The 13,962-nt window shown below is 72.6% G+C and carries 13 protein-coding genes; 5 read left to right on the forward strand and 8 right to left on the reverse strand.

The annotated features are described in order from the left end of the window. Positions 1-33 precede the first annotated feature (33 nt). Complete coding sequence (locus ACFQRI_RS15435) at positions 34-432, forward strand: hypothetical protein (RefSeq protein ID WP_380669037.1); 399 nt, start codon at positions 34-36, stop codon at positions 430-432. Between the two features lie 38 nt (positions 433-470). Here ACFQRI_RS15435 and ACFQRI_RS15440 read toward each other — a convergent pair whose 3' ends face one another. The 4 genes from ACFQRI_RS15440 to rhaI all read right to left on the reverse strand — a co-directional run bounded on the left by ACFQRI_RS15440 (position 471) and on the right by rhaI (position 5,838). Beyond that, positions 471-908 (reverse strand): protein-tyrosine phosphatase family protein, encoded by a 438-nt coding sequence (locus ACFQRI_RS15440; protein WP_380669039.1) that lies wholly within the window; start codon positions 906-908, stop codon positions 471-473. 227 nt (positions 909-1,135) lie between these two features. Next, positions 1,136-2,575, reverse strand: a complete 1,440-nt coding sequence (locus tag ACFQRI_RS15445) for a rhamnulokinase (RefSeq protein ID WP_380669040.1) — start codon at positions 2,573-2,575, stop codon at positions 1,136-1,138. 11 nt (positions 2,576-2,586) lie between these two features. Then, on the reverse strand, positions 2,587-4,638 hold the full coding sequence (locus ACFQRI_RS15450; protein ID WP_380669042.1) for a bifunctional aldolase/short-chain dehydrogenase: 2,052 nt from the start codon (positions 4,636-4,638) through the stop codon (positions 2,587-2,589). A gap of 36 nt (positions 4,639-4,674) precedes the next feature. Further along, positions 4,675-5,838, reverse strand: a complete 1,164-nt coding sequence (gene rhaI, locus ACFQRI_RS15455) for an L-rhamnose isomerase (protein WP_380669044.1) — start codon at positions 5,836-5,838, stop codon at positions 4,675-4,677. A gap of 226 nt (positions 5,839-6,064) precedes the next feature. Here rhaI and ACFQRI_RS15460 point away from each other — a divergent pair, with 226 nt between their 5' ends. Then, complete coding sequence (locus ACFQRI_RS15460) at positions 6,065-6,382, forward strand: L-rhamnose mutarotase (RefSeq protein ID WP_380669046.1); 318 nt, start codon at positions 6,065-6,067, stop codon at positions 6,380-6,382. A gap of 102 nt (positions 6,383-6,484) precedes the next feature. Here the strand turns inward: ACFQRI_RS15460 and ACFQRI_RS15465 are convergent, their stop codons facing one another. Next, on the reverse strand, positions 6,485-7,288 hold the full coding sequence (locus ACFQRI_RS15465) for a maleylpyruvate isomerase family mycothiol-dependent enzyme (protein WP_380669048.1): 804 nt from the start codon (positions 7,286-7,288) through the stop codon (positions 6,485-6,487). Between the two features lie 213 nt (positions 7,289-7,501). Here ACFQRI_RS15465 and ACFQRI_RS15470 point away from each other — a divergent pair, with 213 nt between their 5' ends. Continuing rightward, complete coding sequence (locus ACFQRI_RS15470; RefSeq protein WP_380669050.1) at positions 7,502-8,677, forward strand: MFS transporter; 1,176 nt, start codon at positions 7,502-7,504, stop codon at positions 8,675-8,677. A 157-nt stretch (positions 8,678-8,834) separates the two neighbouring features. On the opposite strand, the gene ACFQRI_RS15475 is transcribed toward ACFQRI_RS15470, so the two are convergent. Beyond that, entirely contained in the window at positions 8,835-10,046 is a 1,212-nt protein-coding gene (locus tag ACFQRI_RS15475; RefSeq protein WP_380669052.1) for an MFS transporter, read from the reverse strand. 121 nt (positions 10,047-10,167) lie between these two features. Here ACFQRI_RS15475 and ACFQRI_RS15480 point away from each other — a divergent pair, with 121 nt between their 5' ends. Beyond that, a complete protein-coding gene (locus ACFQRI_RS15480; RefSeq protein WP_380669054.1) occupies positions 10,168-11,616 on the forward strand; it encodes an MFS transporter in 1,449 nt (482 codons plus the stop codon). Between the two features lie 52 nt (positions 11,617-11,668). Here ACFQRI_RS15480 and ACFQRI_RS15485 read toward each other — a convergent pair whose 3' ends face one another. Both ACFQRI_RS15485 and ACFQRI_RS15490 read right to left on the reverse strand, forming a co-directional pair. Then, complete coding sequence (locus ACFQRI_RS15485) at positions 11,669-12,646, reverse strand: M14 family zinc carboxypeptidase (RefSeq protein ID WP_380669056.1); 978 nt, start codon at positions 12,644-12,646, stop codon at positions 11,669-11,671. Between the two features lie 68 nt (positions 12,647-12,714). Further along, positions 12,715-12,960 carry a hypothetical protein gene (locus ACFQRI_RS15490; RefSeq protein ID WP_380669058.1) on the reverse strand — a complete coding sequence of 82 codons (246 nt, stop codon included), beginning with the start codon at positions 12,958-12,960 and terminating at the stop codon, positions 12,715-12,717. Positions 12,961-13,185: 225 nt separating this feature from the next. Between ACFQRI_RS15490 and ACFQRI_RS15495 the strand changes: the two genes are divergently transcribed. Continuing rightward, on the forward strand, positions 13,186-13,950 hold the full coding sequence (locus ACFQRI_RS15495) for an SDR family oxidoreductase (RefSeq protein ID WP_380669060.1): 765 nt from the start codon (positions 13,186-13,188) through the stop codon (positions 13,948-13,950). Positions 13,951-13,962 lie beyond the last annotated feature (12 nt).

The following is a 13,962-nucleotide window of genomic DNA, read 5'->3' on the forward strand; positions in this document are numbered from 1 at the left end:
AGTATGTGACCATCGCGGAGTAGGTGATGTCGCGTGTCAGGATGGCAGCGCACCCGTGCGCGATACCGGTTGGTCCACGAGGTCGCGGCCGAATGCCTGCGCGGCGGCCCCGAGGCGTTGTCGCAGCGCAAAGCCGCGATAGAGGCCGAGTACGGCGACGTCGAGCAGTTCCTGCGCGATGTCCAGCGCCGCTACCGGATGGCGGTGGAGGCGCGGTTGGACGCGGTGGCCGAGTCCCCCGACGGCGAGGCGAGCGCGCGCGTGGCCGAAGCGCTCGCCGCGGTCGCCGCGGATCACGCCGGGCTGCTGAGCATCCTCACCGCGCGCGGAGACGACCCCGCGCTGGCCGAGGGCGAGGCCAGGCTGCGCGGTCTCGTGCGGGCCTTCGGCGGCCGATCGGACGCGGAGCCCGCACCGGGTGCGCGCGGATGACGCGGTGTTGCGGCGACGGAGCCGGCGCCGCGCTTCCGCTACCGCCCCCAGCGGTCCCCGAAGGCGCGGACGTATCGGCGCTGCCAGGGCGTTTCGACGGCGCGGTGGTGGTACCGCTCGCGCACGAAGCGCACCGCCTCGTCGGCGTCGAGCCCGTCGAGCACCGCTAGGCAGGCCAGCGCCGTTCCGGTGCGCCCGAGCCCTCCCCGGCAGGCGATCTCGACGCGCTCGGTCTCGGCGCGCTCGAAGGCTTCCCGGAGGGCCGCGGCGGCCGCGGCTCGATCAGCGGGCAGTCGGAAGTCCGGCCAACGCACCCAGCGGCTTTCCCAGTCCACCGGCGGAGGTTTCCGGCCCAGCAGGTGCAGCGCGAACGCCGGTGGCGGGCCGGGCGGCGGCGGGCGGCGCAGGCCGCGGCCGCGCACCGCTCGCCCGGAGGGCAGCCGCAGCACACCGGGAGCGTTCGGGTCCCAGGTCACGCCACCAGCCTAGAACTGCTCAGGCGCTGCATCGCTGAGCGGTGCTGGTAGCTCCCCGAGCGCCTGGATGCCCGCCACTCGCGCGGCGCCGTGCGTTCGAGTCCGCAGCGGTGCCAGCTCCGGTCGCACACCTGGAGCAGCCGAGCCCCGGTCCGGCGAGCTCGGCGGCCGGGCTCGGTTGGACGCCGGTTCGGCCCGAGCACCGGCTCGGGCCGAACCGCGCGATCTCACCGGTGCAACCGGCGTTCCGCCTCGTCCCACGGCGTTCGGTCGCCGGAGGGGGAGTAGTGCGCGAGGTCGTGGGAATCGGCCACGACCCGGCGCGCGTGGTCGAGGTCGGAGAGCTGGCCCGCCGCCCGCGCCTGGACCAGGAGGTTGCCCAGAGCGGTGGCCTCCACGGGGCCCGCCACCACCGGGACGCCCAGGGCATCGGCGGTGAGCTGGCAGAGCAGCTCGTTGCGGGCACCGCCGCCGACCAGGTGCACGACCTCGACGTCCTGCCCGGAGAGCTCGGCGGCCTGCCGGATCGCCCTGCGGTGCGCCAGCGCGAGGCTCTCCAGGACGCAGCGCACCACCGCGCCGCGGGTTTCCGGCACCGGTTGGCCGGTCTCCCGGCACGCCTCGGCGATGCGCCCCGGCATGTCCCCGGGCGGCAGGAATCGGGTGTCCTCGGCGTCGACCAGCGAGACCAGCGGCTGCGCCGCGGCGGCCTCGGCCAGCAGTCCCGGCAGCTCCGCGGTGGAAAGCCCCCAGGTGCGCAGGCTTTCCTGCAGCAGCCACAGCCCCATGATGTTGCGCAGGAACCGGACCGTGCCGTCCACGCCGAGCTCGTTGGTGAAGTTCGCGCGCCGCGCGGGCTCGCCGAGCACGGGCCCGGGGAGCTCCAACCCGGCCAGCGACCACGTGCCGGTGCACACGTAGGCGAAGTTCGGCCGCTGCGCGGGCACGCCGACCACCGCCGAGGCGGTGTCGTGCGAACCCACCGCCACCACCGAGGCGCCGGACAACCCGGTGTCCTCGGCCACGTGCGGCAGCAGCGGCCCGACCTCCTCACCGGGCCTGCGCAGCGCGGGCAGCAGCCCCGGATCCACCCCGACCGCCCGCGCCAGCTCGGGGCACCACTCGTGGGTGCGCGCGTCCAGCAGACCGGTCGTGGAGGCGTTGGTCAGCTCCGCGCCCCGACGCCCGGTCAACCAGTAGCCCATCAGGTCCGGCACCAGCAGCAACGACTCGGCCGCGGCCAGCTGCGCGCCCCGGGCCGCCGCGGCGAGCTGGAAGATCGTGTTGAACGGCAGGAACTGCAGGCCGTTTCGCTCGAACAGCTGGTCCGCGCCGAGCGAGCCGACGACCTCCCGGGACACCTCGTCGGTGCGCGAGTCCCGGTAGCAGAACGGCTCGCCCAGCAGCCCGCCGGCCGCGTCGAGCAGGCCGTAGTCCACCGCCCAGGAGTCGATCCCGATCGACACCGGCGCGCGCGGCGCGGCCAGCCGCAGCCCGGTCAGGACCTCCCGGAACAACCCGACCGCGTCCCAGTGCAACCCGTCCGGCAGCCGGACCGGGCCGTTGTCGAAGCGGTGGACCTCCTCGGTCCGCAGCCGCCCGTCGGCGATGTGCCCGAGCACCACGCGCCCGCTGGACGCGCCGAGGTCCACCGCGGCAAACGACATCTCCGGCCTCCTCAGCGCAGGAACGCCGCGGCCACGCCGGCGTCGACCGGCACGTGCAGGCCCGTGGTGTGGGTCAGATCCCCGCCGCAGAGCGCGAAGACCGCGTTGGCCACGTGCTCGGGCAGCACCTCGCGCTTGAGCAGGGTGCGCTGGGCGTAGAACTCGCCGAGCTTCTCCTCCTCCACGCCGTAGACCTTCGCCCGCTGGGCGCCCCATCCACCGGCGAAGATCCCGGAGCCGCGCACCACGCCGTCGGGGTTGACGCCGTTGACCCGGATGCCGTGCTCGCCGAGCTCGGCGGCCAGCAGCCGCACCTGGTGCGCCTGGTCGGCCTTGGTGGCGCCGTAGGCGACGTTGTTCGGACCTGCGAACACCGAGTTCTTGCTGGCGATGTAGACGACGTCACCGCCCATGCGCTGGGCGATCATCACCCGGGCGGCTTCGCGCGAGATCAGGAACGACCCGCGCGCCATCACGTCGTGCTGCAGGTCCCAGTCCCGCACGCTGGTCTCCAGCAGCGGCTTGGAGATCGACAGGCCCGCGTTGTTGACCACCAGGTCCACGCCGCCGAAGGCCAGCGCGGCGGTGCGCATCGCCGCGGCGACCTGCTCCTCGTCGGTGACGTCGACCTGCGCGGCCACCGCCTTGTCCGGACCGCCGAGCTCGTCGGCCAGCTCCTGGGCGTTGTCGGCGTCGAGGTCGGCGAGCACCACGCACGCCCCCTCGGCCGAGAGCCGCTTCGCGGTGGCCTTGCCGATGCCCGAGGCGGCACCGGTCACCAGCGCCACCCGGGTGGCCAGCGGCTTCGGCTCGGGCATCCGCTGCAGCTTGGCCTCCTCCAGCGCCCAGTACTCGATGCGGAACTTCTCCGACTCGTCGATGGGCTGGTAGGTCGACACGGCTTCCGCGCCGCGCATCACGTTGATGGCGTTGCGGTAGAACTCGGCGGCCACCCGCGCGGTCTGCTTGTCCTTGCCGAAGGAGAACATGCCGATGCCGGGCACCAGCACGATCGCCGGGTCCGCGCCGCGCATCGCCGGGGAGTCGGCGGTGGCGTAGCGCTCGTAGTAGGCCCGGTAGTCGGCGCGGTAGGACTCGTGCAGCTCGTTGAGCCGCGCCACCACCTCGTCGAGCGCGGCGTCGGGCGGCAGGTCCAGCACCAGCGGCCGCACCTTGGTGCGCAGGAAGTGGTCCGGGCAGGAGGTGCCCAGCGCGGCCAGCCGCGGGTGCTCGCTGCGGGAGAGGAACTCCAGCACCTCCGGGGCGTCGTCGAAGTGCCCGACCTGGGGGCGGTCGGTGGAGGCCAAACCGCGGATCACCGGTGCCAGCTCGGCGGCCCGGTCGCGCCGCCGCTGCTCGGGCAGCGGCTGGAAGCCCTCGACGACCGGGCCGAAGGGCTCGGCCGCGCCGCGCTCGGCGAGGAACTCCTCGGCGGTGCGGATGATGTGCAGCGAGTTGGCCTGGCACTCCTCGCTGGTCGCGCCCCAGGCGGTGATGCCGTGCCCGCCGAGGATCACCCCGATGGCCTGCGGGTTGCGCTCCTTGATCGCCGCGATGTCCAGCCCGAGCTGGAACCCGGGACGCCGCCACGGCACCCAGGCCACCTGGTCGCCGAAGCACTCCTCGGTGAGCTTCTCGCCATCGGCGGCGGTGGCCAGCGCGATGCCGGCGTCCGGGTGCAGGTGGTCGATGTGCGCGGCGTCGACCAGGCCGTGCATCGCGGTGTCGATCGACGGTGCCGCGCCGCCCTTGCCGTGCAGGCAGTAGTCGAACGCGGCGACCATCTCGTCCTCGCAGTCGACGCCGGGGTAGACGTCGACCAGCGAGCGCAGCCGGTCGATGCGCAGCACCGCCAGCCCGTCCTCGGTGAGCGTGCCCAGGTCCCCGCCGGAACCCTTCACCCACATCAGCGGGACCGGCGAGCCGGTGACCGGGTCGGTCTCGTCGGCCTTGGCCGAGGCGTTCCCCCCGGCGTAGTTGGTGTTCCGCGGGTCGGCACCCAGTTCGTGCGAACGCGCCAACAGCGCCTCGACCTCGGCGTGCGTCATGTCAGTCCTCTCCATCACGAGGTGGTCGTCGGTCGTGCGTCGGATGCCGGATCAGCCCCAGCCGGCCGGGGTTCCGTCCTTGCGGGCCTCGATGATCTTCTCGGCGTAGCCGGAGCGGTGGTAGGCCGCGATCGGGTCGGGGTCGATGCCCATGTCCTCGCGCAGCTCGGCCAGCAGCGGCCGCACGTCGGTGTTGTAGGCGTCCATCAGCACCGCGTTGGCGGTGAGCACGTCGCCCTCGCGCTGGGCGGCGGCCAGCGCTTCCGAGTCGACCAGCAGCGCCTTGGCGGTGGCCTCCTGGACGTTGAGCACCGAGCGGATCAGCGCCGGGATCTTCGGCTCCAGGTTGTGGCACTGGTCGAGCATGAACGCGATGTTCGCCGAGGCGTCCAGCGCGCCGGCCGAGACGATCTCGTGCATGATCCGGAACAGCTGGAAGGGGTCGGCCGCGCCCACCATCAGGTCGTCGTCGGCGTAGAAGCGGCTGTTGAAGTGGAACCCGCCGAGCTTCCCGCGCGCGAACAGGAACGCCACGATGAACTCGATGTTGGTTCCCGGCGCGTGGTGGCCGGTGTCGACCAGCACCTGCGCCTTCTCGCCCAGGTCGACGCAGTGCGCGTAGGAGGTGCCCCAGTCCGGCACGTCGGTGGCGTAGAAGGCGGGCTCGAAGAACTTGTACTCCAGCAGCATCCGCTGATCGGCGCCGAGGCGGTCGTAGGCGCGGCGCAGCGCCTCGGAGAGCCGCTGCTGGCGCTCGGCCAGCGAGTCCTGCCCGGGGTAGTTCAGCCCGTCGGCGAACCACAGGCTCAGGATGTCCGAGCCGGTGGCGTCCATGATGTCGACGCACTCCAGCAGGTGCCCGATGGCCTTCTCGCGCACCGCCGGGTCGGGGTTGCAGATGCTGCCGAGCTTGTACTCGGGCTCCTGGAAGGTGTTCGGGTTGATCGCCCCGATGCGCAGTCCCAGCGATCGGGCGTGCTGGTCGAGCTCGCCGTAGTCCTCGACGCGGTCCCACGGGATGTGCAGCGCGACGCTGGGCGCGACGCCGGTGTGGGCGTGCACCTGCGCGGCGTCGTCGAGCTTCTCGAAGGGGTCGCGCGGAATTCCGTCCTGCAGGAAGGTCTTGAACCGGGTTCCCGAGTTGCCGTAGGCCCAGGAGGGGGTCTCGATCCACTGCTCGCGCAGGGCGTCCTTGACGGTCTTGCGATCGGGCATCGTTGCTCCAGGTGCACGTTTGAAACGTTTAAACCGTTGCTGCGAAGCGTAGGGCGTCGATGAGTCGCCAGTCAATCCTTCCGGCCCTTGACGGTGTTGCCGATGCTGCCTACCGTGCTCGCGGCGTTAAACGTTTCAACACGTCGAACCGAACTGCGCCCAGCGCGAGCAGCCGGAAGGCCCGAACGCGACCGGGGCGGGCCGAGACCGCGAAGTGAGGCGAGAGATGCGGCGAATCTGCTTCATCCTGCACGTGAAGCCCGACCGGATCGAGGAGTACAAGGCCAGGCACGCCGATGTCTGGCCGGAGATGCGCCGAGCGCTGCAGGACGCGGGCTGGCGCAACTACTCGCTGTTCCTGCGGCCCGATGGCACGCTCGTGGGCTACCTCGAGTGCGAGGACTTCGACGCCTGCCGCGCGGCGATGGCGGAGAAGGAGGTCAACGCGCGCTGGCAGGCGGAGATGGGAGACCTCTTCGTCGAACCCGGCGCCGCTCCGGACGAAGCGATGCGGCCCATCGAAGAGGTCTTCCACCTGGACTAGCGCGGTCGGCTGCCCGAGAGCGGTTCGGAGGGCCGCTCTGCTCGGCGGTGCGGGTGGCGGGACCCGCGGACGCCGAGCTCCGGTCGGGTTCTCGAGCAGCGCCTAGATCGTGAAGGCCAGGTTGTTCACGACTCGCTCGCCGAGCTCGGCGTCGCCGTCGAGCTCGACCGAGGACCGCACCGCCGCGGGATCGACCCGGCCGCCGGCCAGCCGGGTGAAAACCCCCAGCGGCAGGCGGATTCGCACGGTGGGCTCGCCGGGCAGCCGCTCGACCAGCGACGCGCGTCCGTTCACCGCGACGTGCAGGGTGCGCTCGCCGCCGAGGTCGAAGGTCACCGAGCTGCCGTCGGGCGCGCCGCTCTTCTTGCCGACCAGGTAGCCCAGCGCCGCCGAGATCTCGTCGACCGACAGCGCCGCGGCGGGTCCGCTCTCGGTCCCCGGCAGCCCCACGGCGTCGCGGACGTCCTGCTCGTGCATCCAGTTGTCGAAGGCGCGGATGCGCATGAAGCGCGTGTAGGTGGCCTCGCCGGCCGGGGTCCAGGACGGGGCGTCGAAGTCCTCCTGGGACATCGCGCGCAGCGCGGCCAGCCGCTTGGCGGTGATCTCGCGGAAGCGCGCCAGCACCTCGTCGATCCGCTGCGCCCGGAAGTGCTCGACGAACTTCTCGTTGCGCGCGCCGATCTCGTTGCGCACGTGCGGCAGCGCGTGCACGTCGGTGCTGGTCTCGGGCACGTCCTGGCCGTCGAGCAGCAGCTCGGTGCCGATCAGGTGGGCGACCACGTCGCGCACCCGCCACCCGGGCAGCGGCGTGTCGCGCTCCCACTCCAGCTCGGAGAGCGACTCCAGCAGTCGCGCGATCGCGTCCCACTCGTCGCCGAGCGCGGCAACGATGACGTCCTTGTCCAACGCAAACCTCCCGTGAAGCTGTCGGACCTGACGAAACCACCCCACCCACCCGAGGTCAACGCACCCACCCCGTGCGAACCCGCCCACCACCCACCCGGAAAATCCTCGGATTCCCCACCCCGATTGGGAGGTGATTCGGGGGACGGATTGGGAGGTGATTCGGGGAGTGGGTTGGGAGTGATTTCGGGTGGAGGGGTCGGGGAGACTGGGCGGGTGCGATCTCAGGTTCAGCGGGCGGCGATCGCCCTGGTGCAGGTGTTCGGTCTGGCGGTGTGGTTCTCGGTGTCCGCGGTGGTGCCCACGCTCCGCGAGGAGTGGGGGATCAGCTCCGCCGCGGCGGTGTGGCTGACCGGCTCGGTGCAGCTCGGGTTCGTCACCGGGGCGATCACCTCGGCCGCGCTCAACCTCGCCGACCGGATCCGGCCGCACCTGCTGCTGGCGGCCAGCGCCGCGCTGGCCGCCGGGTGGACGCTGCTGCTGGCCGGGTTCGTCGACGGCATGGCCGCCGCGATCCCGCTGCGCTTCCTCACCGGTGTGTGCCTGGCCGGGGTCTACCCGGTGGGCATGAAGCTGATGGCCTCCTGGTCGGAGAGCCGCGGCCGGGGCTTGGCCATGGGCGTGCTGATCGCCGCGCTGACGCTGGGCTCCACGCTGCCGCACCTCATCGGCGGGCTGGGCTCGCTGCCGTGGAGGGAGGTCCTGGTCACCGCGGCCTGCATCGGGCTGCTCGGCGCGCTGGTCGCCCTCTCCCTGGTGCGCCCCGGCCCGCACCTGGCGGCGGGCGCACCGGCGCGCAACGCCCGCTACGCGCTGACCATGTTCGCCGAGCGCGGGCCTCGGCTGGCCAACCTCGGCTACTTCGGGCACATGTGGGAGCTCTACGCGCTGTGGACCTGGATCCCGACGTTCCTGCTGGCCACCCCGGCGGGCGAGCGGCTGCCCGCTTCGACCGGGATCGTCGTGTTCACCACCATCGGCATCGCCGGTGCCATCGGCTGCCTGCTCGGCGGCTGGGGCGCCGATCGCTACGGCCGCTCGCCCGCCGCGGTGACCGCCCTGGTGATCAGCGGTGCGTGCTGCGCGCTCTCGCCGCTGGCCTTCGACGCCGGACCCGCGCTGCTGATCGCCTTCTGCGTGATCTGGGGCGCCTCGGTCATCGCCGATTCGGGGGTGTTCTCCACCGCGCTGAGCGAGGTCGCCGACAGCCGCTACATCGGCACCGCGCTGACCGCGCAGACCGCGATCGGCTTCGGGCTGACCGTGCTGAGCATCCAGCTGGTTCCGGTGGTGGCCGCGGGCGTGGGTTGGCAGTTCGCCTTCCTGCTGCTGGCCCCTGGGCCGTTCATCGGCGCCGTCGCGATGCGGACCTTGGGCGCTGGGCGAGGCTAGGACGGCTGGTCCCAGCGGCGCCGGGCCTCAGCGCCGCGGACCGGCGCCGATCCGCGGTGCTGGGATCGGTTCCCGGACGAGGGCTCCGGTCTCGCCCGGTTGTTCACCCGCTGCGAGGGGAACGCGCTCACCGGGCCGAGCGGGACGCCGCGTGGTGCTAGGCGGAGCTGCCGTCCGGCTCGGCGCGGTGCCGGGGGATCGGAACGATGGGGGCCGCGAGCAGCGCGAAGGCGCCCGCGAGGGCGAAGGCGGCCGGGTATCCCGCGGCCGCGATCAGGGCGCCCATCAGCGGGGGCACCGAGGTGGCGGTGATGAACTGGCCGGTGTTCTGGGTGCCCATGGCGCGACCGCTCCAGTGCGGCCCGGCGATCTCGGCGACCGCGGTGAAGGCGAGGCCGTTGTGCGCCACGGCCACGATCGAGGCCACGACCATGAGCGTCACCGCCAGCGGAGTGCCGGCCAGCAGCGCGAGCCCGCCCATCGCCGCGGCCGAGCCGAAGGCGATGCAGCGGATGGGGCGCAGCCTGCTGCCGATCCGGTCCGACCACGCGCCCGCGCCCACCCGCGCCAGCGCGCTGCACACCTGCGAACCTCCGACCAGCCCGCTGGCCGCCGCGGTGCTCCAGTGCTGCTCGGCGATCAGCCACACGAGCATGTAGGTCCAGGCGGTCTGCTGCGGCACGGTCAGCGCGATCGACACGCCGTGGATGCGCACCAGCCGCCGGTCGCCCCGGTAGGGGTTGGCGGAGCGGCCGTCCCGCCGCGCCTCGACCCGGGGCGGTCGTGGTGGGTCCACGATCAGCGCTGCCACCAGCGCGGTGGCCACCGCGCAGATGCCGGCCACGGTCAACAGCGTGATCAGCAGCCCGCGCGCCTCGACCAGGTTGGGCACGAGCACGGCGGTCGCGCCGACGCCCAGCGGCTGCGCGGCCTGCCGGATGCCCATCGCGATTCCGCGTCGCTCCGGCGGGAACCAGCCCGAGACCACGCGCCCGCTGGCGGAGTTGGTGCTGGCCCCGGCCGCTCCGCCGAGGAGCAGGAAGACCGCCAGCAGCACCAGCGAGCCGGAGGTCGCGGCGGCCGCGGCGCTCAGCGCGAGCATGCTCAGCCCGATGATCAGCGATCGCCGCTCGCCGACCCGATCGACGATCGCGCCCCAGATGATCAGCGTGCAGAGCGTGCCCGCCAGGGGAGCGGCGGCGATCAGCCCGGCCTGGGAGAGCGGGAGACCGCGCTCGAAGTGCAGGTTCGGGATCAGCGCGGGCGCGGAGTTGATGAACACCGTCGCGGCCAGCTGCGCGAACATCGAGACCGCGAGCATCAGCCAGCGGTTCGGGAGGCGGGTCCGGGTGGTCGGGGCGGAGGTCACCCGCCGGACGTTAAACCATTAGACGGAGTAACGAGAGTGACGGCTCGGGACTCCCGGAGCGCCAGCTATCAGTCAGGTGATTTAAAGTTGCGCGCGGCAACTGCTCGTTCGAGGAGGTCCCGTGAGCGCAACACCCGACGCGGCCGAGCAACCGGTGCGGTCGGCGAGCCTCGTCGTGGTGGTGCTGGCCTTCGCGGGCATCACCGTCTCGTTGACCCAGACCGTGGTGATCCCGCTGGTGCCGATGCTGCCGAGGGCGCTCGGCGCCTCCGCGTCGGACACCGCGTGGGCGGTCACCGCCACGCTGCTGGCCGGTGCGGTGGCCACGCCGGTGATGGGGCGGCTCGGCGACATGTTCGGCAAGCGGCGGATGCTGCTGATCTGCACCGGTTCGCTGGTGGCTGGCTCGGCGGTCTGCGCGCTGAGCGGCGCGCTCCCGCTGCTGGTGGTCGGTCGCGTGCTGCAGGGCCTGGCCGCCGGGGTGATCGCATTGGGCATCAGCATCATGCGCGACGAGGTCCCCGCCGAGCGGCTGCCCGGGGCCACCGCGCTGATGAGCGCCTCGCTGGGCGTCGGCGGCGCGCTCGGCCTGCCCGCCGCGGCGTTCCTGGCCGAGCGCACCGACTGGCACGTGCTGTTCTGGGCATCGGCCGGGATGGGGGCGCTGACCACGCTGCTGGTGCTGGTGCTCGTACCGGAATCGGCGGTGCGCTCCGGCGGGCGCTTCGACCCCGTCGGCGCGGTCGGGTTGTCGATCGGGCTGCTGAGCCTGCTGCTGGTGGTCTCCAAGGGCGCCGATTGGGGCTGGGGCAGCGCGACCACGCTGGGCCTGGTGATCATCGCGGTGGTGGTGCTCGGTGCGTGGGCCCGCTGGGAGCTGCGCGTCGAGCACCCGCTGGTGGACCTGCGCACCACGGTGCGCCGGCAGGTGCTGCTGACCAACATCGCCTCGGTGATGTTCGGGTTCGCCATGTTCGCCCAGTCGCTGGTGTTCCCGCAGGTGCTGCAGCTGCCCACCGCCACCGGCTACGGCCTGGGGAGGTCGCTGCTGGTCGTCGGCCTGGTGATGGCGCCGTCCGGGTTGGTGATGATGGCGATGTCGCCGGTCTCGGCGCGGATCTCGAAGACCAGGGGGCCCAAGGTGACCCTGATGGTCGGCGCGGTCGTGGTGGCCGCCGGGTACGGCCTCGGGGTCGTGCTGCTCTCGGCGATCTGGCAGCTGGTGCTGGTCTCCTGCGTCATCGGCGCCGGGATCGGGCTGTCCTACGGCGCGATGCCCGCGCTGATCATGTCCGCCGTGCCGCGCTCGGAAACCGCCGCGGCCAACAGCCTCAACACGCTGATGCGCTCGGTCGGGACCTCGACCTCCAGCGCGGTCTCCGGGGCGGTGCTGGCCCAGCTGACCATCTCCTTCGCGGGCCGGGCCGTGCCCTCGCACGGGGGATTCCAGGTGATCATGGGCATCGCCTGCACCGCCGCGCTCGTCGCCCTGGCCATCGCGGCGTTCCTGCCCGACCGCGACGCGCCCCTGGGAGGCGCCGTGCGGCCGCCGCTGCGGGCCGCTCGCTGAGGCCGGGCGTTCCCGAGCGCGGTTCGCCCGGGAACGCCTCGCCCGAGGCGGATCAGCCGGTGATGGGCTCACCGCGGGGCGGGATCGCCTCGGCCTCGGCCGGGTCGATCTCCTGCAGCGAGCCGTCGGCCGCGGTCCGGGCGATCGCGTGCATCGCCGTCAGCGCCGACCGGATCTGGAACTGCTCCTGACCGGGGATGTCGCTGAGCTCGACGAGCACGCTGCCCGAACCGCGCAGGCCGTAGGCGTTGCGCGCGATGCCCTGGTAGTCCCCGCCGGGGTACTGCGAGACGTTCGCACCGCCTTCGTCCATCGCGCGCTGCGCGGCGACCGCGGTCTGCTTGGCCAGGTCGAGGTCCTCCTGCGCCACACCGGAGATCGTCGGCCACATCAGCGAGGCGGTGATCTCCCGGCCGTCCTCGCCGACGTAGCGGCCCTGCATGTGGTAGTCGACGGTGATCTCCGGCCGGAAATCCGCGTGGTGCCGCTGGATCAGGCCCGCTTCGGTCGCCGGGTTGTCCTCCGGGGCGAGCGCCGGGTCGTGGTAGCGGTTGATGTCGTAGCCCTTGCCGGCCTCGCCGTACTCCGGATTCGCCTCCGGGTCGTAGTTGTAGCGCCAGTTCTGCTCGTGCCCGTCCGGGTTGGCGCGCACCACGACGTCCACGGTCAGCCGCTCGCGCAGCTCGCGCTGCTCGGGGGTGTTGCCCACGCCCACGTCGCGCAGGAACTCCACGGCGGCGGGCGTGCTCAGCGGCTCGTCGCCGTGCTGCTGGGTGACGTAGAGGACCCGCAGCGGGCCGTGCCCGACCCGCGCGCTCCACACCGGCCGTCCCCGGTTGGACTCGCCGATCGGGCTCACCCGCACGGCGCCGCGGCTGCGCAGCTGCAGGTCGAACAGCTGGCGGGTCAGCTCGGCGTTGCTGGGGCGGGGATCGATGTCCCGCGCGGCGGAAGCGGGGAGCACGAGGCCGACGACGGCGGCCAAGGCGGGCAGAAGCGAGAGAACGGCGAAACGCGTTGTTCTGGCCATGATCGGGCAGTCTGCTGCGCCGAACCGGTCCCGACAAGGCGAATCCACCCGATGGCGCAGCGGGCGCGCTACTCGTCGTCGGCGTGCTGGCACCAGCCCCACCGGGTCGAGCCGTAGCGCCAGACGCCGTCGGGCGGCGGGTACTGGCCGTGCAGGACCCAGCGGCCATCCCGCCACGACCAGTGCAGGTACGACTCCTCCCAGGGGCGCAGCTGCAACTGCCTGCGCTCCTCGGCTTCCACGCACACGTCCCAGGTGCGCACGGCCCCGCGCCACAGGCGCAGCAGCCGCCTCCTCAGATCGGCTGATTCCACGACGGTCCTCCGCGGCCGGCCGAGGCCATGCCCCACGCCTCGGCACGTACCGATGGTGTTCCCGTCGCCCGGCCCGGTGAAAGCGCCACCGCGGATTCTCTGGACTTCGTCCCACCATGCGGTCAACCTCGAACCTCCGGCCCGGCGGAGCTCGGCTGCGGGCGAGTCTCGGCTTGGGGAGCGGCGTTCGGGGCTCTACGTTGCGGGTGGCGGAAGGAGTTCGACATGGAGCTCGCGGGCAGACGGGCGCTGGTGACCGCCGGTGCTCGGGGCATCGGACGGGCGATCGCGGATCGGTTCCAGGAGCTCGGGGCGCGGGTGGTGGTCACCGACGTCGACGAGGCGGCGGTGGCCGAGGCCGACTCGGCCGGGTTGCTCGCGCGGGTCTCCGACGCCGCCGACGAGGACGCGGTGCGCTCGCTGGTCTCGGCCGTCGGGGGCGAGCTCGGCGCGCTGGACGTGCTGGTGAACAACGCGGGCATCGCCGGGCCGACCGGACCGGTCGACGAGATCGACAGCGCCGAGTGGGCCAGGACCTTCGCGGTCAACACGCACAGCCAGTTCTACTGCGTCAAGCACGGGCTGCGGCTGCTGCGCGCCGGTGCCGAGCCCTCGATCATCAACCTGTCCTCGGCGGCCGGGCGGCTGGGCATGGCCGGGCGCAGCGCCTACTCGTCGTCGAAGTGGGCGGTCGTCGGGTTCACCAAGACCCTGGCCATCGAGCTCGGCCCGGAGGGCATCCGGGCCAACGCGATCTGCCCCGGCGCGGTCGACGGTCCGCGCATCCGGTCGGTCATCGAGGCCAAGGCGCGCATGCTGCAGCGCCCGGTCGAGGAGATCACCGCGCTCTACGAGGACCAGTCCTCGATGCGGCGGATGGTCCAGGCCGACGACATCGCCGAGATGGCCGCCTTCCTCGCGGGCCCGCGCTCGCGCAACGTCAGCGGTCAGGTGATGGCCGTCGACGGCAACACCGAGAAGCTCTACTAGGAGGGGTCCCAG

Origin of the sequence: Saccharopolyspora griseoalba, assembly GCF_042665275.1 — a bacterium.
Classification (GTDB): domain Bacteria; phylum Actinomycetota; class Actinomycetes; order Mycobacteriales; family Pseudonocardiaceae; genus Saccharopolyspora; species Saccharopolyspora griseoalba.